Origin of the sequence: Mesorhizobium sp. M0317 (genome assembly GCF_040321555.1) — a bacterium.
Taxonomy (GTDB): Bacteria; Pseudomonadota; Alphaproteobacteria; order Rhizobiales; family Rhizobiaceae; genus Mesorhizobium.
Genome location: NZ_JAMYRV010000001.1, coordinates 292,782 through 316,011, shown reverse-complemented (window position 1 = coordinate 316,011; position 23,230 = coordinate 292,782). Strand labels below are relative to the sequence as shown.

Annotated in this window: 23 protein-coding genes and 1 pseudogene; 11 read left to right on the top strand and 13 right to left on the bottom strand. The window is 61.9% G+C overall.

Features of this window, described 5'->3' with window-relative positions:
• Positions 1-468 precede the first annotated feature (468 nt).
• The 4 genes from NKI88_RS01630 to NKI88_RS01615 all read left to right on the top strand — a co-directional run bounded on the left by NKI88_RS01630 (position 469) and on the right by NKI88_RS01615 (position 5,945).
• Entirely contained in the window at positions 469-4,233 is a 3,765-nt protein-coding gene (locus NKI88_RS01630) for a vitamin B12-dependent ribonucleotide reductase (protein WP_352653597.1), read from the top strand.
• 14 nt (positions 4,234-4,247) lie between these two features.
• Positions 4,248-4,553, top strand: a complete 306-nt coding sequence (locus NKI88_RS01625) for a helix-turn-helix domain-containing protein (protein ID WP_155929804.1) — start codon at positions 4,248-4,250, stop codon at positions 4,551-4,553.
• On the top strand, positions 4,550-5,263 hold the full coding sequence (locus tag NKI88_RS01620) for an ImmA/IrrE family metallo-endopeptidase (RefSeq protein WP_155929802.1): 714 nt from the start codon (positions 4,550-4,552) through the stop codon (positions 5,261-5,263). Before NKI88_RS01625 ends, NKI88_RS01620 begins: the two co-directional genes overlap by 4 nt.
• Positions 5,264-5,738: 475 nt before the next feature.
• Positions 5,739-5,945, top strand: a complete 207-nt coding sequence (locus NKI88_RS01615) for a type II toxin-antitoxin system HicB family antitoxin (protein ID WP_023816570.1) — start codon at positions 5,739-5,741, stop codon at positions 5,943-5,945.
• A gap of 29 nt (positions 5,946-5,974) precedes the next feature.
• On the opposite strand, the gene NKI88_RS01610 is transcribed toward NKI88_RS01615, so the two are convergent.
• From NKI88_RS01610 to NKI88_RS01600, 3 genes are read right to left on the bottom strand one after another with little or no spacing between them, the layout of a single operon-like run.
• Entirely contained in the window at positions 5,975-6,580 is a 606-nt protein-coding gene (locus NKI88_RS01610; protein WP_352653596.1) for a hypothetical protein, read from the bottom strand.
• A gap of 4 nt (positions 6,581-6,584) precedes the next feature.
• A complete protein-coding gene (locus NKI88_RS01605) occupies positions 6,585-7,121 on the bottom strand; it encodes a hypothetical protein (protein ID WP_352653595.1) in 537 nt (178 codons plus the stop codon).
• Between the two features lie 13 nt (positions 7,122-7,134).
• The gene (locus NKI88_RS01600; protein WP_352653594.1) at positions 7,135-8,106 is read right to left on the bottom strand and encodes a DUF3592 domain-containing protein; all 972 of its coding nucleotides are present in this window, start codon (positions 8,104-8,106) and stop codon (positions 7,135-7,137) included.
• Between the two features lie 163 nt (positions 8,107-8,269).
• Here NKI88_RS01600 and NKI88_RS01595 point away from each other — a divergent pair, with 163 nt between their 5' ends.
• Positions 8,270-9,211: a phosphoribosylaminoimidazolesuccinocarboxamide synthase gene (locus tag NKI88_RS01595; RefSeq protein ID WP_023684926.1), complete on the top strand. Its 942-nt coding sequence runs from the start codon at positions 8,270-8,272 to the stop codon at positions 9,209-9,211.
• Between the two features lie 20 nt (positions 9,212-9,231).
• Here NKI88_RS01595 and NKI88_RS01590 read toward each other — a convergent pair whose 3' ends face one another.
• From NKI88_RS01590 to NKI88_RS01580, 3 genes are read right to left on the bottom strand one after another with little or no spacing between them, the layout of a single operon-like run.
• Complete coding sequence (locus NKI88_RS01590) at positions 9,232-10,116, bottom strand: DMT family transporter (RefSeq protein ID WP_352653593.1); 885 nt, start codon at positions 10,114-10,116, stop codon at positions 9,232-9,234.
• Entirely contained in the window at positions 10,113-10,721 is a 609-nt protein-coding gene (locus NKI88_RS01585) for a class I SAM-dependent DNA methyltransferase (RefSeq protein WP_352653592.1), read from the bottom strand. Before NKI88_RS01585 ends, NKI88_RS01590 begins: the two co-directional genes overlap by 4 nt.
• Before the next feature lie 26 nt (positions 10,722-10,747).
• Entirely contained in the window at positions 10,748-10,921 is a 174-nt protein-coding gene (locus NKI88_RS01580; protein WP_023669054.1) for a hypothetical protein, read from the bottom strand.
• Between the two features lie 104 nt (positions 10,922-11,025).
• Here NKI88_RS01580 and NKI88_RS01575 point away from each other — a divergent pair.
• A pseudogene (locus NKI88_RS01575) lies at positions 11,026-11,984 on the top strand (LysR substrate-binding domain-containing protein).
• Here NKI88_RS01575 and NKI88_RS01570 read toward each other — a convergent pair.
• The 6 genes from NKI88_RS01570 to NKI88_RS01545 form a co-directional block, all read right to left on the bottom strand.
• Positions 11,974-12,480 carry a DUF2314 domain-containing protein gene (locus tag NKI88_RS01570; protein WP_352653591.1) on the bottom strand — a complete coding sequence of 169 codons (507 nt, stop codon included), beginning with the start codon at positions 12,478-12,480 and terminating at the stop codon, positions 11,974-11,976. The pseudogene NKI88_RS01575 and the gene NKI88_RS01570 sit on opposite strands and share 11 nt — an antisense overlap.
• 153 nt (positions 12,481-12,633) lie before the next feature.
• Complete coding sequence (locus tag NKI88_RS01565; protein ID WP_023711465.1) at positions 12,634-13,698, bottom strand: glycoside hydrolase family 25 protein; 1,065 nt, start codon at positions 13,696-13,698, stop codon at positions 12,634-12,636.
• A 137-nt stretch (positions 13,699-13,835) separates the two neighbouring features.
• A complete protein-coding gene (locus NKI88_RS01560; protein ID WP_023669058.1) occupies positions 13,836-14,027 on the bottom strand; it encodes a hypothetical protein in 192 nt (63 codons plus the stop codon).
• 116 nt (positions 14,028-14,143) lie between these two features.
• Entirely contained in the window at positions 14,144-14,542 is a 399-nt protein-coding gene (locus NKI88_RS01555; protein WP_352653640.1) for a GFA family protein, read from the bottom strand.
• 187 nt (positions 14,543-14,729) lie between these two features.
• The gene (locus NKI88_RS01550; protein WP_352653590.1) at positions 14,730-15,686 is read right to left on the bottom strand and encodes an alpha/beta fold hydrolase; all 957 of its coding nucleotides are present in this window, start codon (positions 15,684-15,686) and stop codon (positions 14,730-14,732) included.
• 117 nt (positions 15,687-15,803) lie between these two features.
• Positions 15,804-16,052 (bottom strand): ParB N-terminal domain-containing protein, encoded by a 249-nt coding sequence (locus NKI88_RS01545; protein ID WP_008875526.1) that lies wholly within the window; start codon positions 16,050-16,052, stop codon positions 15,804-15,806.
• A 169-nt stretch (positions 16,053-16,221) separates the two neighbouring features.
• Between NKI88_RS01545 and NKI88_RS01540 the strand changes: the two genes are divergently transcribed.
• From NKI88_RS01540 to NKI88_RS01520, 5 genes are all read left to right on the top strand, one after another.
• Positions 16,222-17,859, top strand: coding sequence for a N,N-dimethylformamidase beta subunit family domain-containing protein (locus tag NKI88_RS01540; RefSeq protein ID WP_352653589.1), 1,638 nt, complete (start codon positions 16,222-16,224; stop codon positions 17,857-17,859).
• Between the two features lies 1 nt (position 17,860).
• Positions 17,861-19,234, top strand: coding sequence for an aminotransferase family protein (locus NKI88_RS01535; RefSeq protein WP_352653588.1), 1,374 nt, complete (start codon positions 17,861-17,863; stop codon positions 19,232-19,234).
• Between the two features lie 10 nt (positions 19,235-19,244).
• Positions 19,245-20,174 (top strand): 3,5-dioxohexanoate:acetyl-CoA acetone transferase, encoded by a 930-nt coding sequence (kce, locus tag NKI88_RS01530; protein WP_352653587.1) that lies wholly within the window; start codon positions 19,245-19,247, stop codon positions 20,172-20,174.
• Positions 20,175-20,383: 209 nt separating this feature from the next.
• Positions 20,384-20,887, top strand: coding sequence for a GNAT family N-acetyltransferase (locus NKI88_RS01525; protein WP_352653586.1), 504 nt, complete (start codon positions 20,384-20,386; stop codon positions 20,885-20,887).
• On the top strand, positions 20,884-21,912 hold the full coding sequence (locus NKI88_RS01520; RefSeq protein WP_352653585.1) for a histone deacetylase family protein: 1,029 nt from the start codon (positions 20,884-20,886) through the stop codon (positions 21,910-21,912). Before NKI88_RS01525 ends, NKI88_RS01520 begins: the two co-directional genes overlap by 4 nt.
• Position 21,913: 1 nt before the next feature.
• On the opposite strand, the gene NKI88_RS01515 is transcribed toward NKI88_RS01520, so the two are convergent.
• Entirely contained in the window at positions 21,914-23,179 is a 1,266-nt protein-coding gene (locus tag NKI88_RS01515; RefSeq protein WP_352653584.1) for a cysteine desulfurase-like protein, read from the bottom strand.
• Between the last annotated feature and the right edge of the window lie 51 nt (positions 23,180-23,230).

Here is a 23,230-nt window from a genome sequence, read left to right as displayed (position 1 = left end):
AGTCGCCTTTTATGTGCCATGTGCTCTTGTTGAGGGCGCGACCGGAGAGTTTCGAGCCCGGTCATTTCCCCGGATTTTGTGCGTTTTGGCCATGATTTCCGCCTGTTTACGAGGCTGGCGGAAGCGTTGGATCGTGGGGCTTCGGGAGGAAAAGGGAGATTTGTCGGACTGGAATAAATTGTCTGTTAACACTATATTTAGTGTTTGCAGGCAGGTTCGACGCTAGATAGTGTGAATTTCCCTCGGTCGAGGGAATCGAGGAAAAAATTCAGTTTTGAGGGACCCGCAGGGTTCGGCGCAGAGTTGGAACAGCGGCTTCGCAAGAAGTTCGACCAGCAAGGCGACGAAGACTGCCACAAGGAGAGCCGGTGTTTTCGAACGCCGGCAGACGGCGGACATGCGCGTTTCGCATTGGGGGCAGAAATCCCCGGGGAAAAGCGCTATATATAGACAAAAGGGACCGGACCAATGCGCATCGAGCGTCGTTTCACCAAGCCAGGCCAATCAGCTTACGCGGAGATCGAATTCCGCAAGGCGCTTTCGGAGATCAAGAATCCGGACGGCTCGGTGGTGTTCCGCTTGGACAATATCGATGTGCCGGCGCAGTTCTCGCAGGTTGCCGCCGACATCCTGGCGCAGAAGTATTTCCGCAAGGCCGGCGTGCCCGCGCGCCTGAAGAAGGTCGAGGAGAACGACGTCCCCTCCTTCCTGTGGCGCTCCGTCGCCGACGAGGCCGAGCTTGCCAAGCTGCCGGAAGCCGAGCGCTACGGTTCCGAAATCGACGCCCGCCAGGTCTTCGACCGGCTGGCCGGCACCTGGACCTATTGGGGCTACAAGGGCGGCTACTTCAAGTCGGAAGAAGACGCGAGCGCCTTCCGCGACGAACTCGCCTATATGCTCGCCACCCAGCGCGTTGCGCCGAACTCGCCGCAATGGTTCAACACCGGCCTGCACTGGGCCTACGGCATCGATGGTCCGAGCCAGGGCCACTATTATGTCGACCCGTTTACCGGCAAGCTGACCAAGTCGAAGTCCTCCTACGAGCATCCGCAGCCACATGCCTGTTTCATCCAGGGCGTGCAGGACGATCTCGTCAACGAAGGCGGCATCATGGACCTGTGGGTGCGCGAAGCGCGCCTGTTCAAATACGGCTCGGGCACCGGCTCCAATTTCTCGATGCTGCGCGGCGAAGGCGAAAAGCTGTCCGGCGGCGGCCGTTCGTCCGGCCTGATGAGCTTCCTCAAGATTGGCGACCGCGCGGCGGGCGCAATCAAGTCGGGCGGCACCACGCGCCGCGCGGCGAAAATGGTCATTGTCGACGCCGACCATCCCGATATCGAGGAATTCATCGACTGGAAGGTCAATGAAGAGCAGAAGGTGGCGTCGCTGGTCACCGGCTCCAAGATCGTGAAAAAACATCTCGAAGCGATCATGAAGGCCTGCATCAACTGCGAAGGCCATGATGACGACTGCTTCGACCCGTCGATCAACACCGCGCTGAAGCGCGAGATCAAGGCGGCCAAGAAGTCGGCCGTGCCGGAGAACTACATCTACCGCGTCATCCAGTTCGCCAAGCAGGGCTACACCTCGATGTCGTTCAAGACCTACGACACCGACTGGGATTCCGATGCCTACCTCACCGTTTCCGGCCAGAACTCCAACAATTCGGTGTCGCTGAAGGACAATTTCCTGCGCGCCGTCGAGGACGATGCCGACTGGCACCTGACCGCCCGCAAGGACGGCAAGGTGCTGAAGACGCTGAAGGCACGCGACCTCTGGGAAAAGATCGGCTACGCCGCCTGGGCTTCGGCCGATCCGGGCCTGCATTTCAACACGACGATGAACGACTGGCACACCTGCGCTTCGGCCGGTGCGATCCGGGCCTCCAATCCGTGCTCGGAATACATGTTCCTCGACGACACGGCCTGCAACCTGGCCTCGATCAACCTGCTGCCCTACCGCAATGCCGACGGCACGATCGACATCGCCGCCTACGAGCACACGGTGCGGCTGTGGACCGTCGTCCTCGAAATCTCGGTGATGATGGCGCAGTTCCCGTCGAAGGAGATCGCCAAGCAGTCCTACGAATACCGCACGCTCGGCCTCGGCTATGCCAACATTGGCGGCCTGCTGATGACGTCCGGCATTCCCTATGATTCCGACGAGGGCCGCGCCATCTGCGCAGCGCTCACCGCCATCATGACCGGCACTGCCTATGCCACCTCGGCCGAGATGGCCGGCGAGCTCGGCGCCTTCGCCGATTACGACCGCAATGCGCAGAACATGCTGCGCGTCATGCGCAACCATCGCCGTGCCGCCTATGGCGAGAAACAGGGCTACGAGAAACTCGCCGTCAATCCGGTGCCGCTGGTCGCGTCCGACCTGAAGCAGCAGGAATTGGCCACGCACGCCAAGGCTGCCTGGGACCGCGCCATCGAACTCGGCGAAGAGCATGGCTACCGCAACGCGCAGGCGACCGTGATTGCGCCGACCGGCACGATCGGCCTGGTCATGGATTGCGATACCACCGGCATCGAGCCCGACTTCGCGCTGGTGAAGTTCAAGAAGCTCGCTGGCGGCGGCTACTTCAAGATCATCAACCGCGCCGTGCCGGAAGCGCTGCGCACGCTGGGCTATTCCGAGAGCCAGCTCGCCGAGATCGAGGCTTACGCTGTCGGCCACGGCAACATGAACCAGGCGCCGGCGGTCAACCCCGGCTCGCTCAAGGCGAAGGGTTTTACTGACGACAAGATCGCGGCGCTCAATGCGGCGCTGAAGTCGGCCTTCGACATCAAGTTCGTCTTCAACCAGTGGACGCTGGGCGCCGACTGGGTGAAGGAGACATTCGGCTTCACCGATGAGCAGCTCAACGACTTCTCGTTCGAGATGCTGCCGGCGCTGGGCTTCTCCAGGAAGGACATCGAGGCCGCCAACATCCATGTCTGCGGTGCGATGACGCTGGAAGGCGCGCCCTTCCTCAAGGCCGAGCATCTGGCGGTGTTCGACTGCGCCAGCCCGTGCGGCAAGATCGGCAAGCGCTCGCTGTCGATCAACAGCCACATCCAGATGATGGCGGCGGCACAGCCCTTCATCTCCGGCGCCATCTCCAAGACCATCAACATGCCCAACGATGCGACGGTGGAAGACGCCAAGGGCGCCTACATGCTGTCGTGGAAGCTGGCGCTGAAGGCCAACGCGCTCTATCGCGACGGCTCAAAGCTGTCCCAGCCGCTCAATTCGTCGCTGCTCGCCGACAGCGAGGATGACGAGGACGACGCGGTCGAGCAGCTGATCGCTGCGCCCGCTTCACAGCGCGCCGTGCAAGTGACCGAGAAGATCGTCGAACGCGTCATCGAACGTCTCTATCGCGATCGTGAAAAACTGCCGAACCGCCGCAAGGGATACACCCAGAAAGCGGTCGTCGGCGGCCACAAGGTCTACCTGCGCACGGGCGAATTCGATGACGGCCGCATCGGCGAGATCTTCATCGACATGCACAAGGAAGGCGCTGCCTTCCGGGCGATGATGAACAACTTCGCCATCGCCATCTCGCTTGGCCTGCAATATGGCGTGCCGCTCGAGGAATTTGTCGAGGCCTTCACCTTCACCAAGTTCGAGCCGGCCGGCATGGTGCAGGGCAACGACGCGATCAAGAATGCGACGTCGATCCTCGACTACGTGTTCCGCGAGCTTGCCGTGTCCTATCTCGGCCGCCACGACCTCGCCCATGTCGACCAGTCGGATTTCGACAAGACGGCGCTCGGACGCGGCATTAACGAAGGCAAGGCTACTCCGTTCTCGAAGGGCCTTACCCGCGGCGCGTCACCAGTGAAGTTGGTGACGGGCTTAGGTGGCGACCCCAAGGGCTTTGCCGGATCACCCGCTGCGGCCCCTGCCCGTGTCACTCCAACTGCATTCTCGGGCTCCAACGTGCTAGCGCTGAAACCAGCAAGCGACGAAGCCATCGCCTACAAGCGCGACTATGAGGAGCGGGCCAAGGAATTGGTCGAAGACATCGTTTACGAAGAGGCAGCCGACCCAACCGGGCTGTTCACCGACGAAGCAGCGAAAGAAGCGGCCGAGGCAAAGGCACTTGCCTCTACGCGGCGTCAGCAATCATTGATGCAGGGCTATACCGGCAACGAATGCTCGGAATGCCACAACTTCACAATGGTGCGGAACGGGACCTGCGAGAAGTGCGACACCTGCGGTTCTACGAGCGGGTGCAGCTGAGAAGGAGCACCGAAATGGCTACAACAAAAGTTGTGGCGTCGAATGACCACTACCAGCTTACGCCCTTTGGACAGCTATGTACCGAAGGGCGTACAGCCATGACAATGACCCGACCTGAAATGGCAAAACTGGTAAATACAAGTCCCCGCGATATTTCTCTTATGGAGAGTGGCCAAAAGATACCCCCTGCGCACTATGTCGTGCTGGCGATGGGAGTTCTCGGCTTAGATCTCGAAGAGGTTGAAGCAGCACTTGCGGCCCAAGACCCGACTTACAGGCTTACGCGCGTTTCGCAGCCACGATACGGTGATGTGCGATGAAAAACGTCTATGTCGCCAAAGGAGCCTCTCTCCACCAAATCAATCGTTTGGCAGAGACAATTCGGACGTCCGCGTTTGGGCCTGGCGAAGGAGAACTGGATATAATTCGATATCTGGAAATCGATTTACCTAAGATTTTTCCGGGGCTTTATCTCTTCATAGAAGACGATGTAACGATGGGCTCGCGGCGCGCCTTCATTTCTGAAGACCCGCTGGGGATCGTTGTATCCGAGAGCATCTATGAGGCCGCCGCAAATAAGTCGGCGTTCGCTATGGAAGTTCTCCTCCATGAGGTTGGGCACCTGTTTCTACATCACAGGTATGCGGCGCTTGGCCTGAATAACGCTGACGCAGTATATAGCGACAGCGTCAGAAATACCCCCCTACCTAATAGCGCCGAATGGCAAGCAACAGCTTTTGCTCTTTGCTTCCTTTATCCGTATTCCTTTTGCAAAAAATATAAATCAGCAAACGAAATTCGGAAGTCATATAAATTGACTGAGAAGCAGGCCATTAGAATTAGTCGACACTTGAGTCGGCTTAAAGTACGAAAAAATGAAACCGTTGCGTCCAACGATGGCAATTGGATCAAAGCTGTAATTTCCGAACTCCCAAAAAGAGCTTCGTTGGAACGGACTCCGGACCCCCTCGGTCAACTCTCGTTATTTTTTAACGGCAAGCAATCACAGCGCGGCTCACTCAACGCATAGATATTTACGCCGCATGGACGGCATCCGCCGCTGCTGCGCGGCTATAGGGCAATACTGCTCCAGATACCAAACCCCTCTGCAGGAACGCCTGCGAGTGCCGCATGCAGAGTGACGGGATATTCCTAAATTAGCTGCGAGAAACTAAATCGTTACGTGCAAGACAGATTGCCTTGCACGTAAGACCCTTGTAGAACAAAGCAGCAACGCAAATAAAGGTCATAAAATGGCTAAGACACCGAAGACAGAACGCAATTCAGGGAAGATATGGCAACCGGCAGAGATTAAGCAGCTTAAGGTTTTGGCGAAAGATAACACCCCTACACGCATTATCGGCCTAAAGCTTGGCCGTACACCGGGAGCGGTGCAATCGAAGGCTTCTGAGGAAGGGGTGTCCCTAAAGCCCACAAACCAGTCTCCATACAATCGAAGAAAGGCCTGAGTAGGCTGATCGATCAAACCGATCTGTGAGTGGTCAATGCGTTACGCGGTAGTGATCGAAAAAACAGGAAACAATTTCTCTGCCTATGTGCCGGACTTACCCGGCTGCATCGCGACCGGTGCGACCGTGCCAGAAGTGGAAACCGAAGTTCGCGACGCTATACGCTTTCACATCGAAGGCTTGCGTGCCGATGGGCTGGACGTGCCGAAAGGCGTCAGCCTCGCGGAATACGTCGAAGCATAAGACAGATCCTGCGATCAGGATCTCAGCACCTACCCCGCCGACACCACCCGCAGCGTCTGCTCATCAAACAACGGCTCGTCCTGCCCCGCCCGTACGAACAGCACCTTCCGCCCCGCCGGCGCCTCGAAATACTGAATACCATCCGGCATTTCGCCCCAGTCGCCGCAGGGCGGTTCGGGAACTTCGTCATTGGCTAGCGCCTTCAGCTCTTTCGCATAGGCAGCATCGGGGCTGAATGTGTAGCGTTTGACGCCGGCGGGCACGGTGCCCTCGGTGTAGGGCGCCAGCACGCAGCGGGCGCTGACTGGTTTATCGGTCTTTTCCAGCAACAGGCGCAGCACTGCGGCCTCGGCGGTTTCGCCTGATTTGATGTCGAACACCTCGACCAGCGGATCGGGCGTGCCGCCATCGCTGTATTTGATGGCGAGCGCATTGCCGGCGAACTCGAAATGGATCTGGCGGAAGCCGAAATCGCAGCGCTGCGCCCAAGCGGCCAGCCCAACCGTCTTGTCGGCCATTTTTTCCCAGACGCATTTGTCGATCGGCGGGCGCGATGGCGCCGGCTCGTCCGCCCGCGCTGCGGCTGATATCGTAGCCGAGGCAAACAGCGTGCAGATCCAGACAATCAGTCTCATGGCGTTATTCATCGCTGCATCCTGTCAAAGTGAAGGCGTCCCAGGCCGAGCCGTCCGGATTGGCATTGGAGAAATCGGCAAATTCGGTGAAGGCCGCGCCGAAATCGGGCAGCAACAGCCCTTTCGGCGCCGGTGTCGCTTCGCGCGAATTCAGCTGCTCGGCGCCGCCTCCGGTCAAGGCATAGACCTGGCCCATCCATATCCGGCAGAGACCGCTGCCATCCTCCAGCCCCGCTTCGCGGTCGTCGTCGGTGCAGGCGTGGTGGATGGTGCCGAGCGGAAGCGAATTTTTGCCATTGGTCAAGGTGATGTCGGCCGGCAAGCGCGTGTCGGTGTTGGGCACGGTCACCGAAAACACTTCGGCCGTCAGTGCCGCCGGCTCATTGTTCAGCGGCCGGAATTGCATCACCGCGCCCGAACGCGGCTCGCGGTAGGTGGCATGGCTGAGCAGACATTCTTTTGCGCTCGCTGCCTGCACGGCGCCGAGCAGAGCCAGGGAAACGACAGCCAGCCTGCGGACGATCATTGGATGTCTCGTCATGAAAGTGGGCGCCTCAGATAAAACCGACCAGCCACGCCGCGCCGCCCAGAAACGCGGCCGAACAGACCCACAGCAGCCAAAGCCCGCGCACGCTGCATTCGAGCACTGCCGAGGCGGGGTTGGCTGGGTCGTAATGCACGTCGACCTTGCCGCCCTCGGCATAGCTGCGCGCCTGGCCGCTGACGAGGCCGGGCATTGAAGCGGTGACCGTGGCGCCGAAGGTGACGCGGTCTGAGGTGTAGTGCTGGCCTGCGACGCCGTAGCTGTACACGATGCGGGATTTGAAAACGGTGCTCCAGCGTCGATGGCCGCTGTAGTTTCGTAGCGCCTGCAGACCGGAGGAATCGATGCGGCCGGGCGCGACCGGCCATTTTGCCGCCTGCTCGGCAAGCGACTTCTGGACGAAGGCCATGCGCAGGATCATCAGGCCCATGAACAGCAGCAGCGCTCCGGCGCCGAGGTTCTGCGGCTTGGGCAGGTGCGGCCGGATCGCCTCCAGCACGCCACCGAGCAAAAACACCAGCACCACCGTGCCGATCACCAGCCCGGCCGAGAGCTTGACCATGAACTTGAAGGCGCCGTCCGGCAGGGTGCGTTCGATCACGGCCTTGCCCGGATCGGCCGGATTGTAGAAGACGGTCACTTCAGCGCCGGTGGGAAACTGCGCCAGGGTTTCGGTGACTTCGAAATTCCCCAGATTCTCCTTCACGCTGTAGCGCGAGCTTTGAAATTTCTTTTTACCGACCTTGTATTCCAAGGTGATCGCCGGAAAATTGCGCATCTCGGTGGTGTCGCTGCTGTCCGAGCCGACGCCCGACCTTCTGACTTCGCGCGCCTCGACGCGCGACGAGATGATCTTGCCCGGCGCCGGCAGCCAGTGGCTCATCGCCTGCACCTCGCGCCACTTGACGAAGGTGATGAACGACAGACCGCCCGCGATCGCGCAGGCAAATCCGACAATCAGAAATTTGAGCTCTACGTCCACCGCGTCCCCCAGGAGTGCCGGAAGCTGCAAATAGATAGCACGGCGAAGGCAATGTCTTGATTATTCGCAAAGGACGAACCGCCCTTCCTCGGGTATCGAAGCCCCCTCAACTTTGTTAAGAGTCGCCCAAACTGTTAGGAGCCATGAGACCAGGATGACAGCACTGCGCGTTCTCTCGGATGCCTTCATTCCGGAACTCCCGAACCACTACAAAGGCAAGGTCCGCGAGAATTACGATCTGCCGGATGGCCGCCGCATCATCATCGCCACCGACCGGCTGAGCGCCTTCGATGTGATCCTGACCGCTGTCCCGCTCAAGGGCGAACTGCTGACCCAGACGGCGCGCTACTGGTTCGAGGAAACGGCGGACATCTGCCCCAACCATGTGCTCGATTACCCCGACCCCAATGTCGTCGTCGGCACCAGGCTCGACATTCTGCCGGTGGAAATCGTTGTTCGCGACTACCTCGCCGGCACCACCAGCACTTCGGTGCTGACGAAATACAAGAACGGCGAACGCGATATGTACGGCATCCGCCTGCCGGACGGACTGCGCGACAATGAGAAGCTGCCGCAGGCCATCATCACGCCGACCAGCAAGGCGCTCGATGGCGGCCATGACGAGCCCTTGACGCGTGACGAGATCCTGACGCGCGGCCTGTTGTCGGAAGAGCAATGGGACACCGTCTCGCGCTATGCGCTGGCGCTGTTTGCGCGCGGCAAAGCGTTGGCCGCCAAGCGCGGCCTGATCCTGGTCGACACCAAATACGAGTTCGGCACGGACAAGGATGGCGCCATCGTCCTTGCCGATGAAATCCATACGCCCGATAGCAGCCGCTACTGGCTTGCGGCAAGCTATGAGGAGCGCTTCAAGGCAGGCGAGCGGCCGCAAAGCTTCGACAAGGACTTTATTCGCGCCTGGGTAACCGCACGCTGCGATCCCTACAAGGACCGTATTCCGAAAATCCCCGCCGAACTCATCGAGCAGACGTCGCGTGTCTATACGCAGGCCTTTGAGACCATCACCGGCAAGACCTTCACCGCCGATATCTCGGGAAAGACGGTGCTGGACCGCATTCGCGAGAACCTGCGCCCTTATTTCTGACGGCGGCTGGCGGCCGCCGGTCAACTTGCCGAGGTCGCGGACACGGACGGTTCTGGCGGAGCGCGCCACGTGCCGAGATATGATCCGCACAGGATGAGCGCGAAAGCCGCTACAATGCCGATATCGAGCGGCTCTGAAAGGACGAGCACGCCGGCTGCCACGGAGACGGCGGGCGCCACATAGGTTATGACGACCGCCCGTTCGGGGCCGATCTCCCGCACCAGCAGGAAGTAGGTGGCGAAGGCAATCGCCGTGCAAAACACGCCAAGACCGAGGATTGCGCCAACCACCATTGTCGACGGCATGGCCGCCGGCCAGGCCAACGCCGCCGGCACGGCGTAGATCAGCGCGGCCCCTGCCAGACAGACTGCCGTCAGCGAGGTTGCCGGCAAATCGTTGAGCCAGCGCGACGCGATGATCGAACCCGAGGCATAGCAGGCCGCGGCCATGAGAATCTCGACGACCGCGAGAAATCCGCCACCCAAGGTCGGCAGCGCCAGCACGAAGACACCGGCAAAACCGAGGAAAAGGCCGGTCCAGCGGCGTATCCCCAGCCGCTCATCCGAACCCATCAGCTTTGAGATCGCGACGGTTACGGCCGGCGTCATGGCAATCAGCAGTCCCGCGGTGGAACTGTCGATGCTGACTTCGCCATGGGTGATCAGCCCCCATGGCAGGATCATCTCGACCAGACAGAATGCGGCGACCGCCGGCCAATGTGTCTTCAGCCATCCGAAACTGCGCTGGACAAGGACGAAGGGCAGCAGCGCGAGCGCGCCGACGGCTGTTCGGGCAAAGACCAGGAAGGGCACCGACACCTCGGCAACCGCCAGCTTGATCAACAAATAGGGAATGCCCCACAGGAGGCTGAGCAGCACGAACAAAAACAGTCCGCGGCCCGTCATGACGGCCTCACAGCCAGAAAGGTGGTCCACTCTTCGCGATCGCGGCCGACGTTGAATTCGTCTCCGACAAGGACCAGCCCGGCGTTTTCGAGGCGGGCCGCGAAGTCGTCCCTGCGCCAGTAGACCGTATGATATTCGCCGCTCTTCTCGCCATCGCCAATGCGCATCGAGACGAGGAAGGCGCCGCCCGGCCGCAACGACCCGGCAATCTTGGCAAGCACCTGGTCGGCCTGCTCGCGCGGCACGTGGATCAGGACGCACAAGGCCAGCACCGCGTCGTAGGGGCCTCCGAGATCGTCGGTGATGAGATCGAGAAACTCACCATGCTTGCCGCGTGCGGCCTGCAACTCGAGAAACCGCTTCGTTGCGTCTGCGCGCCGAACCTGGACACCGAGCCCTTCGACGAAGTCCGCATCGTATCCGGGTCCCGAACCGACTTCCAGAATCCGGCCGCCTTTGCCGGCGATCTTCACCAGGCGCTTCAGCCATTTCTGTTCTCTTTGGTTCGGAACGTGCCGCACCAGAGCGTCGTAGCGTTCGGCATAGTCCTCATAGGCGTTGATCGTTTGGCGGCTCTTCGCCAGATCCTCGGATGGCACAGTCATCTTTCCCCCATGGTCAAAGAGCTTGCTTAGCCAATGGTGCCGGGAGGCACGCGTCCGTCAAGCATACCGATATCCCTGAGGAAATGATCCGACAGCGAGCGGCGGTCGAGCAGGCCGCGCTTGCGAGGCCTGAACGGCGCGGTGAAGAGGTCGAGCACCGGGCGGCGAAGCGTGTTGTAGAGAGCGATGGTGGTGGTCATTGCCGTATCCTCCAGGGTTTGATCCGATGAATGCAGCATGCCGTTTTCCGGGCTTGGTTTCCAATCGAACGTCGCGTAGTATGCATCAGCGGGATTGATGCGTCATGAGCTGGGAACTGCCACCATTAGGAGCCATCAGGGTCTTTGAAGCCGCGGCCCGGCTGGGCAGTTTCACCAAGGCAGCCGAAGAACTCGGCATGACCCAATCAGCTGCCAGCTATCGATAAAGGTGCTGGAAGAACGTGCCGGAACGCCGCTTTTCATAAGAAAAACAAGGCAGATCGCGCTGACCGAGGCCGGACAGCAGCTGGCGCCGCACGCAACAGGCGCGTTCTCGACCCTGGCCGACGCATGGGTCGCCACCAAGGGTGGAGCGACCGGCGTGCTGTCGGTGACGACCATGGAAACCTTCGCATCGAACTGGCTGGCCGTATGGCTTGGAACATTCCAGCTGATGCATCCCGACCTTGCCGTGAAGGTGAATACATCGCACGGGCTGGTCGATTTCACGCGCGGCGACATGGATGTCGGCATTCGCACCGGCAGTGGAAATTGGCCGGGCCTGACGGCTCACTATCTGTTCAAGGCGGACTATACGCCGATGCTCAGCCCGAGACTCGCCGAAAGCGTTGGCGGCATCCACCGCCCCGAGGATCTCTACCAAGTGCCGCTATGCTGTGCCGACGATCCCTGGTGGGAAATCTGGTTCAAGGCTGCCGGCGTGCCGTTCGAGCCCGATCGCGTCATCGCTGGCCCGAAGCTGGGTACGCAGGCCTATGATGCGATGGCGGCGCTGACCGACAAGGGCGCCGCGATCCTCACCAGAAACCTTTACAGCGCCCTGTTGGAAAAGGGCCAGTTGATACAGCCATTCGACGTGCTTGGATCGGACGGCGACGGCTATTGGCTGGTGCATCTGGAGAGCCGCCGCAACGCGCCCAAAATCAAGGTGTTTCGCGACTGGGTGCTGGCGCAGACGGCTGAGATACGCGAACGCGAAAAGCGCGACAGCCCTCTAGGCACCGCGATAAAACTCGCCCCCGCCTCAACCCTCAGTCCTTGAAGGTCAACCCGTATCTTGCAACCTGTTCCTTCGGCATATCCGCAAGCGCCTGGCGCGTGGTGTAGCCGCCATAGATCACCTTGCCGTTCTTGATCATCCAGTCCTCGACGTCGGCCTCGGTCACCGTCATCCTGTCGCCCATCTTGTACTTGTTGCCATTGACCGGGACGTCGGCGAGCAGGCCGATATAGGAGCCGTCGCTGTAGCCGACCAGCTGCAGCCAGATATGCTCGGTGGCGCCGTTCTGGGTCAGCGGGAATTTTACCGTGTAGGTGCCCGGCGTGCCGGCGTCCATCAGTTCGTGGAAGCGCTTGAGGGTCGAGCGGCCGCTGTCCTTGGCGGCCTGCATCGCCTTGTCCTCGGTGGAATAGGACACGACGTTCTGCTTCGACTCCGCCAGCGAGGTGGCACTTCCGCCCGGCATGTGGCCGAGCGAACTGAAAAACCCGTAGCCGACGGCGGCGGCAAGTGCGACAGCCACAACTGGATTGCGCATGGATCCCTCCGAAAACCCGATCACGGGCACGTTACCGGAAGGCTGTTGCGATACCGCTAAAGGACACAGTGAGCGGATCGTTAGCGAGACGCTGAAAATTCAACCCAAGGCGCAGCGGCAGGCAGCGCAGGCGCACCGGCACCGGCCTGACGTTCAGTCGGCGTCGGCGACGGTCGTCTGCCCGCCTGCCCATGCCCGCCAGGCGCGCTCGTCGCCATGGAAGACGTTGAGGTCGATGCGGCCGGTCACGCCGTGCGACAGGCCGGAGCCGGAGTACTGCCAGAATAGCCATTTGCGGCCGGGATAGACCTTTGAGGGATGCCGCGCCACAGCGCGCAGCCAGAACGGATAATCGAGAAACGCACCCTTGAGATTGTCGCGATAGAAATCCGGTGCGGTGTAGATGATGGGCCGCTGGCCGTAATGGCGCTCCAGCTTGTCCATGAACACCTTCATCTTTTCCAGCACGGTGGCCCGCGACGGCCGCCGCTTGCAGGAAGATTCGCCGTTCCACTCGACATCGATTACCGGTGGCAGCGCGCCTTCGACCCTCGGCACATTGCGGATGAACCAGTCGGCCTGCTCGCCGGCGGTGCGGCACCAGTAGAAGAAATGATAGGCGCCGCGCTTCAGCCCGGCGGCGTCGGCATTGCGCCAGTTCTTCATGAACATCGGGTCGAGATGGTCGCCGCCATCGGTCGCCTTGATGTAGGCGAAGTTGGCGCCCTGGGCGCGCAGCTTGCCCCAGTTGACATTGCCCTGCCAGCGCGAGACGTCGACGCCGTGGACGGCAAGGTAGCGTGGCGAAGCCTTGCCGAAATTGATCGGCTTGGCGTCGCGAAAACCGTAGCGGGTGACCGGCGAGGCCAGCATGGCCGGCGCAGCGCGCGTCAACCGCTTCGGCGCAGACATCAGAGCGGCGGGCTCGAGCTGTGGTCTGGTGCTCCCCTGCGGCGTGCCCGCGACGATGGCCTCTTCTTCCTCGACCATGGAAAAGGGCGGCGCATTGTCGGCCACAGCGTTGTCGGCCACCATGTCGGACCGCATCGGCGCGAGGTCGGCGGTCCCCGCCGGAGCCGCGGTGACCGGCGCGCTCGGACGCACGACCGAACTGGTCGTCTCGTTCGACGGTTGCAAGCCATCGACGCCCGCTGTGGACGAACAGCCGGCAAGCCACAGCGATGCCAACATGAAACTGACGACGCCTGAAATCCGCATCTGGACCTGTACGCAAAACACAACAGACCGAAGGCAAACAGACGCCGCCGGACAAACCGGCCTCGATTACTAACGAGAAATTACCAACAAAGTTTGAATCAAGTTATTAGGAATTGGCCGGACGAAGGATCATAGCCTTACCTTCCCAGCCATTGCTGCATGCAGCTTTTCGCCACCACATGCGCCGGTGGCACGGCGTCGGCGGCCGGGCGGCGGGCACGTTCGAGCAGCAGGCGAACCTGTTCGGGGCGCACGCGGTCACGCTCCATCACGAGGAGGACCATCGGATCGCTCAAAAGCTCGTCCAGGGTGCTGATTCTGTCGCTCATCGGTCGTCTCCTCGATACCCGCCCGCAGACGACAGATAGGCAGGCAATCATGGCCCGCCAATGACGCTTTGCCGGCTATGTCGTGGTTTCGGGATTAATTTCCGGTAAGGCCGGCGTCAGTTCGGAGGCGGCGCGCCTTCATGGTGCGGCAGGCCGTCTTCGAGCTGCAGCCAAGGCTGCTTCGAGGCGGTCCACATATGCATCTCCGGCTTGAAAAGTGAGGGATCGTCGAGCGAGCCGGTGGTGATGCCGACGATGCCGGCGGAGTCGCGTCGGGAAAACAGCGTGGTGCCGCAAGCGCCGCAAAAGCCGCGCTTTAGGTCCGGAGAGGTGTTGACCGTCGCCACCTCTCCCTCGACGGTGACATCGTCGATGCGAAACAAAAGGCGGGCGTTGAAGGCCGCGCCGATCACCTTCTGGCAGCGCCGGCAGTGGCAGACGCGCTGGTTGAGCGGCGCCGCCTCGGTGCCGTAGCGCACTGCCCCGCAATGGCATCCGCCCTGGTATTTCGTCATCATTCGAACCCATCACACTGAAGGTCTCTTGATGATATCGACAGGTACCTTTCGGTCAATTGAAAAGCCCTGATGGCGCCATCGATTGCGCCGATAGGACTAATGGCTGCGCCAGGGCTTCGTGGTTTCGCAGGCACAAAAAAGCCGGCCGCCTCTTCGAGACGGCCGGCATGTATTTTCAGGCAAGCTATTTCGTTTCGCTGAGGACTTCGTCCCAGGTCTTCACCTTGGTTTCGCCATTGAGGAAGGGCAGTGCCGCGGCCGTCAGTTCCGGTGCGAAGAAGACGTCGTAGTGGGTGCGGTTGGGAATGATGGCCAGCCGGTTCTGCGACAGGTTCTCACGCATCCAGCCGGCATCCTTCAGCCCGCCGCCGAGCATCTGGTAGAACTTGATCTCGTGCTCGGGCTTGTACATGTCGCTGTCGCCATAGGCCAGCATAACTGGCATCTTCAGCTTCGCCACATCGGCGGAATAGTCGTAATCCTTGCGCATGAAATTGCCCAGCGCATCGAGCAGTTTAGGGAAATCGTCGGGACGTGGGGCGACGGCGACGTAAGATTTGTACATCGGCGTGTCCTTCATGAAATCGGCGGCGGCCGCGCTCACCTGCGCCTGCTGGCCGCGCATCTCGTCATAGAAGCCATTGGCGGCGAAGCCGGTCGAGACCAGGACCAGACGTCTCACCGTCTCGGGATGCTGGACGGCCATGCGGAAGGCGACGCCGCCGCCCAGCGAATAGCCAAGCACGTCGACCTTGTCATAGCCGAGCGCCTTGACGATACCAGCCATGTCGTCGCCCATCCCCTCCAGGCTGAAGGGTCGCTCGCCGAGCGCGGTGCGGCCATGGCCCTGCAGGTCGACGGCAATGATGGTGCGGTTTTCCGCCAGCTTCGGCAGCAGCGGCGCGAACATGTCCGACGTGCCAAGGCCGCCATGCAGCAGAAGCAGCGGTTCGCCCTTGCCATAGACGGCATAGTAGTAATTCAGGCCGTCGATCGGCAGCAGGCCCGACTTTTCCGGCTTCGGCATGGCTGTTGCCTCGGTGGTCATGGCGGGCTTGGTCTCCTCTGCATTGGCTGGGCCGGGCGCTGCAAACAAGGCAGCGACCGAGGCAAGAATGGCGAAATAGATTGGTCTGGACATGTCGGTCTCCTCAGGTTCCGCCCCAAGGACGAGCGAGCACGCCGCATGCCGACAGGCCCTGCGAAAAAATCTGCTGAGGAAATGACCGGTTTGGCTGTTGTCGATCGGTCGCGCGCCTCAGTGGCGCTTGGCTTGCACCAGATAGGCGTCGATCTCGGTCTCGCCGAGCCATTTGGCGGCTTCCAGCCGGTGCAGGCCCTCGACCAGGATGTGGCGCTTGCCGTCATGGCGAACCTGGATCGGCGTCTTCATGCCGTTTTCCAGTATGTCTTCGGCCAGATGCCGGACCGTTTCGGGATGCAGCGTCTTCTTGCGCGCCGTCGGCACGTAGATGTCGTCGACTTTGACCTTCTGCACTCTCAGCATGCCGGCTCCCGAGGCGGAACATACCGCCTCGCCTGAGATAGTCGGTTTGCCGGGTGCGGCCAAGAGCGGCCAAGCAATTGTGTCGTATGCAATTGCTGGCCCGATCGTTTCCATTTGACGCTTGGCCGGCAGATGGCCGAAATGGCGGCCTGTCACTTTTCCGGTGTTCATGACCCATCTGCCAACCGAATTTCCCGATTTCGGACTGACGCCTGAGCAGCGCCGCGAGGCAGTGCGCGGCCATTACTATGAATGGCCGGGAATGGACGGCGAGCGGGGCGAGATCTGGTGCTATTCTGATCGATTTTCCTACCGCGCCGGCGAGACCGTGACGCTGCATGTCAGCTCGACGGCGCCGCGCTTCAGCATTGTCATTGTCCGCGACGGCGGCAGCGAGACAAAGGTCTTCGAGCAAACGGGGCTTTCGGCGCGCTGGCAGGATACGCCCGACCAGTGCTCGGTCGAAGGCTGCGGCTGGGAGGCGTCTTTCGAATTTCGCATCAGCGACGATTGGCCATCCGGCGCCTATCGGCTGACGCTGACGGCGGACGGGCGCGAGCCCATCCATTGCCATCACCTCATCATCGTCGCGCCCCTGCCCGGCAGAAAACCCGGTCGCGTGCTGCAGGTGGCGGGGACCGGCACCTGGCTGTCCTACAACACATGGGGCGGCTCCAACGCCTATCAGGGCATCACCGGCCCGGGCCGCGACCAATATGCGCGCATGGTGTCGACCCAGCGGCCCTGGTGCCGCGGCTTCGTGGTGCTGCCCAAGGATGCGCCGCGCGTGCCGCTGGAGGTTGCGGTGCCGCCGAAAACAGTGCCGCGCTATCCGCACATGGAATGGGCGTACGCCACCGGACATTCGAAGAAATACACCTCCTCCGGCTGGGCGAGCTATGACAGCCACTTCTTCCGCTTTGCCGAGCGCGCCGGCTATGGCGTCGATCTCGCCAGCCAGCACGATTTGCACTTCTCGCCCGAGATTCTCGACGGCTACGACTGTGTGGTCTTCGTCGGCCATGACGAGTACTGGACCTGGGAAATGCGAGACGCCGTCGACAGCTACGTCGAGCGCGGCGGTCATGCGGCGCGCTTTGCCGGCAATTTCATGTGGCAGACCAGGCTCGAGGACGAAGGCCGGCGGCAGGTCTGCTACAAATACCGGGCGCGCGCCGAAGACCCAGCCTACTTCCGAGGCGGCGACGTCACCCGCGCCACCAACTCCTGGGAAGCGCCTGAGATCGGTCGTCCCGGCGCAATGACGTTCGGCCTCAACGCGACGCGCGGCGTCTATGCCGGCTGGGGCGGATGCGCACCGCGCGGCGTGCGCGGCTTTCCGGTCTATCGGCCCGAGCACTGGGCCTTTGCCGGCACCGGCATGTACTATGGCGACCTGCTCGGCGCCGACAGCCATGTCTATGGCTATGAGGTCGACGGGCTCGATTTCGAGATCCGCGGCGGCCTGCCCTATCCGACACCGGACAGCGGTGCGCCTGACGGGCTGCAGGTGCTGGCCGTCGGCATGGCGAGCCAGGTCGAGGAAAGCGCCGATATCCCGATCGAGGACCAGTTTCTCACCGACGAGGATGGCCGCTTTACGGCCGAAACGCTGTTTGGCGAGGCGACCGACGCCAATCTGGAAAAGGTCAAACGCGGCAACGGCATGATCGTCAATTTCCCGCGCGGCAAGGGCGAGGTTTTCCACGCCGGAAGCTGCGAATGGGTCGCCGGCCTGCTCAGGCAGGACCCGATGGTCGAGCGCGTGACCAGGAATGTAATCGATCGCTACCTCGGAAAGTCCTGACATGCAGAAGCCCTCATCAACTGGTTCAGAAACGCGCGCGCCCTCGCACCTGTTCTACCTCTCCAGCCTGCGCCGGCCGCTGATCGACCGCGCCGAAGGCATCTATATGTGGACGCAGGACGGCCGCCGCTTCATCGACGGATCGAGCGGGCCGATGGTCGCTAATATCGGTCACTCCAACCGCAATGTGCTGGACGCCATGAAGCGGCAGATGGACCGCGCCACCTTCGCCTACCGCCTGCATTTCGAGAACGAGCCGGCGGAAGAACTGGCGCGGGAGCTCGCCGGCAAACTGCCGGAGGGCATGGACCGAATCTTCTTCGTCTCCGGCGGTTCGGAGGCGACGGAATCCTGCATCAAGCTGGCGCGGCAATGGGCGGTCGCGACCGGCCAGCCGAAGCGCTGGAAGGTTATCACGCGTTTTCCCTCCTATCATGGCGGCACGCTGGGTTCGCTTTCGATAACCGGCGACGATGCGCTGGCCGAAACGTTCACACCGATGATGCGGGTGATGCCGACCGTGCCGGCGCCGACGGCATGGCGCGACCGCGACAATCTTTCGATGGAGCAGCGCGGCGTCCGCTATGCCGACATGCTGGAGGAGAAGATCCAGGCCGAGGGCCCGGACAGCATGCTCGCCTTCATCATGGAGCCGATCGGCGGTGCGGCGACTTCGGCCCTCGTCGCACCGGACAGCTATTATCCGCGTATACGCGAGATCTGCGACCGCTACGGCATCCTGCTCATCCATGATGAAGTGATGAGCGGCGCCGGCCGCACCGGAAAATTCCTTGGCGGCGACCATTGGAACTGCAAGCCCGACATCGTCGCGCTGTCGAAGGGGCTTGGCTCCGGCTATGCGCCGCTCGGCGCGCTGGCCGCCCCGATGCGGCTGGTCGAGCCGCTGCTGGCGTCGGGCGGCTTCCAGCATGGCCACACCTATGCCGGCAATCCGCTCGCCTGCGCGGCCGGGCTCGCCGTGCTCGGCGAGATGGACCGCCTCGACCTGATCGCCAATGCCGCCGCGATGGGCGACGTGCTGATGGACGGGCTGAAAGGGCTGGCGAAGCGTTTTCCGTTCATCGCCGATGTCCGAGGCAAAGGCCTGCTCACCGGCGCCGAGATGGTTGCCGATCCCGAAACTCTACGGCCGATCGAACAGGGCAAGAAAGCCACGCAGCGCCTGCTCGACCTCGCCTACGAGCGCGGGCTGATCATCTACGGCCGCAGGGTCAAGGGCGGTGTCGACAGCGACAATTTCATGGTGGCGCCGCCGATGATCGTCACGGCTGAAGAGGTCGGCGAGATCATTTCCATCATCGGCGATTCGCTGGAAGTTCTGGCCGCCGAACTCGACCTGCCGGTCGAAGGCTGAGGGCTAAAGAATGGCGCCGAGGAAAGTCATCATCACCTGCGCGGTCACTGGCTCGGTGCACACCCCGTCCATGTCGCCCTATCTGCCGGTGACGCCGGACCAGATCGCGACCGACGCCATCGCGGCGGCCGAGGCTGGCGCCTCAATCCTGCATCTCCACGCCCGCGATCCCAAAGACGGCCGGCCGACCGCCGATCCTGAGGTGTTCATGCAGTTCCTGCCGCGCATCAAGCAAGCGACCGATGCGGTGATCAACATCACCACCGGCGGTTCGTCGCTGATGACGCTCGACCAGCGGCTGGCGGCACCACTGCGGGCCGAGCCGGAAATGTGCTCGCTCAACATGGGCTCGATGAATTTCGCGCTGTTCCCGATGCTCGACAAGCCAAGGGAGTGGCAGCACGAGTGGGAACCAAAGCTGCTCGAAGCCACGCGCGACACCATCTTCAAGAACACCTTTGCCGATATGGAAGGCGTGCTCGAAAAGCTCGGCAAGGGCTGCGGCACGCGCTTTGAGTTCGAATGCTACGATGTCGGCCATCTCTATTCGCTGGCGCATTTTCGCGACCGCGGGCTGGTGTCGGGGCCGCTGTTCATCCAGTTCGTGCTCGGCATTCTCGGCGGCATCGGCGCCGATCCCGACAATCTTATCCATATGAAGCGCATCGCCGACAAGCTGTTCGGCGACAGCTACCAGTTCTCGGTGCTCGCCGCCGGCCGCCATCAGATGCCCCTGATCTCGATCGCGGCGGCGATGGGCGGCAATGTCCGCGTCGGGCTGGAGGACAGTCTCTACGATGGACGGCAATTGGCGAAATCCAATGCCGATCAGGTGCGCAGGATACGCGCCATTCTCGACGGGTTGTCGCTGGAAGTCGCAACGCCGACCGAGGCGCGCGAGATGCTGGCGCTGAAGGGTGGCGATAGGGCGGCGTTTTGAGATGATTGATCTGCGATGATGGCGTTCTGGCACACCCCCCTCTGGCCTGCCGGCCATCTCCCCCTACAGGGGGGAGATCGGATGTCACTGCGGCCTTCGCCAATCTCAATCGTTGCAAAATGGATGGCAGCGCCAAAGCTGCCAATCTCCCCCCTTGAGGGTGAGATGTCCGGCAGGACAGAGGGGGGTGCCTGGGCGCCTTGCCTATCGTGAGTACAGTCACCCTCCGCCCCGGCACCATCGACGACGTCGACACCATCCATGCCGCGCTGCTCAAGCTCGGCACCCATATCGGCGCGCATCAGGAGATCACGTCCACTGCCGACGATCTCCGCCGCTACGGCTTTGGCGACAAACCCGCCTTCTCCACCCTGATCGCCGAGATCGGCGGCGATTTTGCGGGGCTCTGCCTGCATTTCCCGATCTTCTCGACATGGATGGGGCGGCCCGGCGTCTATATCCAGGACCTCTATGTCGAGGACCGGTTTCGCGGCCGCAAGATCGGCGAAAAACTGCTGCGCCGGGTCGCGCGCGACTGCCGCAAGGACGGCGGCGCGTACCTCAGGCTGTCGGTCGATACCGACAATGACGGCGCCAAGGCCTTTTACGAGAGGCTGGGCATCGCCTGGTCGAGCTATGAGCAGACGCAGAAGATCGTCGGCGACGCCTTTTTCGCCTTTGCCGATGCAACGCAGGATGGGGAAGCGGAATGAAAGCCTTCTTTGCCGAGGAGCAGAAACGCCACGACCCGAAGGCCTTTCTGTCCAGCGGTGCGCCGCAGCCCAATCCCGAACAGCCGGAGCGGGTAGAGCGATTGTTAGCCGGCGCAAAATCCGCCGGATTGATGATCGAGCGGCCCAGGGAACATGGCCTAGGCCCGGTGGCGGCCGTGCATACGCCGGAGTATCTCGCCTTCCTCGAACACATTTTTGCGCGCTGGCAGCGCATCGAGGGCGCATCCGCGGAAGTCATCCCCAACATCCATCCACTGGCCCGCACAGGGTCCTATCCGGCCTCGGCGGTCGGCCAGGCCGGCTACCACATGGCCGACACCGCCTGCCCGATTTCAGCCGAGACCTGGCAGAGCGCGCTATGGAGCGCCTGGAGCGCGGTCGAGGCAGCCGAAGCGGCGATATCAGGCGCGCCTGCCGCCTATGCGCTCTGCCGGCCGCCCGGCCACCACGCTTTTGCCGATGTCGCCGGCGGCTTCTGCTTCATCAACAATTCGGCGGTCGCAGCCCAGGTGTTGCGCAAGCAGGCGGCGCGGGTGGCGATCCTCGATGTCGACCTGCATCACGGCAACGGCACGCAAGGCATCTTTTATAGGCGCTCGGACGTGCTGACGGTGTCGCTGCATGCCGATCCGGTGCGCTTCTATCCGTTCTTCTGGGGCCATGCCAACGAACGCGGCGAAGGGCCGGGCCTCGGCTATAATTTCAACCTGCCATTGCCGCGCAAATCCGCCGACGCGGCGTTTCTGGAGGCCCTCGAAGTGGCGTTCCAACGTATCCGCGCCTTCTCGCCGGACGCGCTGGTCGTGGCGCTGGGTCTCGATGCGTTCGAGGGCGATCCGTTCGGCGGGCTTTCGGTGACCACGCCCGGCTTCGCACGCATCGGCGAGGCGATTGCCAAACTCGGGCTGCCGACGGTGATCGTCCAGGAAGGCGGCTATCTCTGCGACGAACTCGGCGACAATCTCACTGCCTTCCTCACCGGTTTCGGAGGCAAACAGCGCTGATTCAGGCCCGCTGTTGCCTCAGCATGGCGATGACCCGGTGCACGCTCTCAAGCGTCTCATCGATCTCGGCTGCCGTGTTGTAATGCGCGATGCCGATGCGCACGACGCCTTGCTCGGCCGGAATGCCGAGCTGGTGGACGATCTCCCAGGCGTAGTTGTGGCCCGACCACAGGAAGATGTTTTCGGCATTCATCTGGCGCACGATCGTCTCTGGCACGATGCCGTCGACCGTGAAGGAAACCGTCGGCACGCGTTCGCTGACGCGCTCCGGATCGGTGATGCCGCGGATGGTCAGGCCCTCGATATCCGACAGGCATTCAATCAGCCTTAGCGCCAGCGGGTTCTCGTAGGCGATCGACACTTCGTATGCCTTTGCGATCTTTTGCCTTCGCGAACCGCCCTCGCCGGCCGCAGCACCGAGTTCGGCGAAGTAATCGACCGCTGCGGTAAGTCCGGCCATCAGTTCGATCTGCGGCGTACCGAGTTCGAAGCGCTCCGGCAGGCCATTGGACGAGCAACGGCATTTGTAGGGTTTCAGCGCATCGATGATGTCGCGGCGGCCCCAAAGAATGCCCATGTGCGGGCCGAAGAACTTGTAGGCAGAGCAAACCAGGAAGTCGCAGCCGAGGTCCTGCACGTCGACCAGCCCATGCGGCGCGAACTGCACGGCGTCGACATAGACCACCGCGCCGGCCTGTTTGGCGATGGCCGTCAGCGCTTTCACCCGATTGATCGAGCCGGTGAGGTTCGAAGCATAGTTCAGCGCAACGAGCCGCGTCTTGTCGGTGAGCAGAGCGCTCAGCGCCGTCTCCTCGACCTGCCAGCTCTTCTCGTCGAAAGGCAGGAAGCGAACGACGAGGCCAAGGTCTTCGGCCAGTTGCAGCCAGGGCGAGACATTGCCCTCATGATCCATGCGGGTGACGATGATCTCGTCGCCCGGCTTGAAGCCGCGGCCGAGCGTGCGCGACATGTGATAGGTCAGCGTCGTCATGTTGGCGCCGATGATTATTTCCTCCGCGCTCGCTGCACCCAGGAAATCGGCCATCGCCGCATGGGCGTCGTCGAACACCTTTTGCGCGGCAAGCGTGGTTTCGAAATAGCCGCCGAGATTGGCGTTGGTGGTGAGGAGGCAGCGCGCCACCGCGTCGGCAACCGCTTGCGGCACCTGGGTGCCGGCCGGATTGTCGAGATAGATGCGCCGGCGGCCCTTGTCGGTCAGGTCCAGCGCCGGAAATTTTCCCCTGACGGTCTCGATCGGAAAATCCATGGCTGTCCCCTTCCCCTTGTCTTTGCTCGGCAATCCCGGCCAAACGGTCTG

What these genes read in the sequence shown, in the direction of transcription:
- NKI88_RS01630 (WP_352653597.1), top strand. Translation starts at nt 469, where the DNA reads ATGCGCATCGAGCGTCGTTTCACCAAGCCAGGCCAATCAGCTTACGCG.
- NKI88_RS01625 (WP_155929804.1), top strand. Translation starts at nt 4,248, where the DNA reads ATGGCTACAACAAAAGTTGTGGCGTCGAATGACCACTACCAGCTTACG.
- NKI88_RS01620 (WP_155929802.1), top strand. Translation starts at nt 4,550, where the DNA reads ATGAAAAACGTCTATGTCGCCAAAGGAGCCTCTCTCCACCAAATCAAT.
- NKI88_RS01615 (WP_023816570.1), top strand. Translation starts at nt 5,739, where the DNA reads ATGCGTTACGCGGTAGTGATCGAAAAAACAGGAAACAATTTCTCTGCC.
- NKI88_RS01610 (WP_352653596.1), bottom strand. Translation starts at nt 6,580, where the DNA reads ATGAGACTGATTGTCTGGATCTGCACGCTGTTTGCCTCGGCTACGATA.
- NKI88_RS01605 (WP_352653595.1), bottom strand. Translation starts at nt 7,121, where the DNA reads ATGACGAGACATCCAATGATCGTCCGCAGGCTGGCTGTCGTTTCCCTG.
- NKI88_RS01590 (WP_352653593.1), bottom strand. Translation starts at nt 10,116, where the DNA reads ATGACGGGCCGCGGACTGTTTTTGTTCGTGCTGCTCAGCCTCCTGTGG.
- NKI88_RS01585 (WP_352653592.1), bottom strand. Translation starts at nt 10,721, where the DNA reads ATGACTGTGCCATCCGAGGATCTGGCGAAGAGCCGCCAAACGATCAAC.
- NKI88_RS01580 (WP_023669054.1), bottom strand. Translation starts at nt 10,921, where the DNA reads ATGACCACCACCATCGCTCTCTACAACACGCTTCGCCGCCCGGTGCTC.
- NKI88_RS01570 (WP_352653591.1), bottom strand. Translation starts at nt 12,480, where the DNA reads ATGCGCAATCCAGTTGTGGCTGTCGCACTTGCCGCCGCCGTCGGCTAC.
- NKI88_RS01565 (WP_023711465.1), bottom strand. Translation starts at nt 13,698, where the DNA reads ATGCGGATTTCAGGCGTCGTCAGTTTCATGTTGGCATCGCTGTGGCTT.
- NKI88_RS01560 (WP_023669058.1), bottom strand. Translation starts at nt 14,027, where the DNA reads ATGAGCGACAGAATCAGCACCCTGGACGAGCTTTTGAGCGATCCGATG.
- NKI88_RS01555 (WP_352653640.1), bottom strand. Translation starts at nt 14,542, where the DNA reads ATGACGAAATACCAGGGCGGATGCCATTGCGGGGCAGTGCGCTACGGC.
- NKI88_RS01550 (WP_352653590.1), bottom strand. Translation starts at nt 15,686, where the DNA reads ATGTCCAGACCAATCTATTTCGCCATTCTTGCCTCGGTCGCTGCCTTG.
- NKI88_RS01545 (WP_008875526.1), bottom strand. Translation starts at nt 16,052, where the DNA reads ATGCTGAGAGTGCAGAAGGTCAAAGTCGACGACATCTACGTGCCGACG.
- NKI88_RS01540 (WP_352653589.1), top strand. Translation starts at nt 16,222, where the DNA reads ATGACCCATCTGCCAACCGAATTTCCCGATTTCGGACTGACGCCTGAG.
- NKI88_RS01535 (WP_352653588.1), top strand. Translation starts at nt 17,861, where the DNA reads ATGCAGAAGCCCTCATCAACTGGTTCAGAAACGCGCGCGCCCTCGCAC.
- kce (WP_352653587.1), top strand. Translation starts at nt 19,245, where the DNA reads ATGGCGCCGAGGAAAGTCATCATCACCTGCGCGGTCACTGGCTCGGTG.
- NKI88_RS01520 (WP_352653585.1), top strand. Translation starts at nt 20,884, where the DNA reads ATGAAAGCCTTCTTTGCCGAGGAGCAGAAACGCCACGACCCGAAGGCC.
- NKI88_RS01515 (WP_352653584.1), bottom strand. Translation starts at nt 23,179, where the DNA reads ATGGATTTTCCGATCGAGACCGTCAGGGGAAAATTTCCGGCGCTGGAC.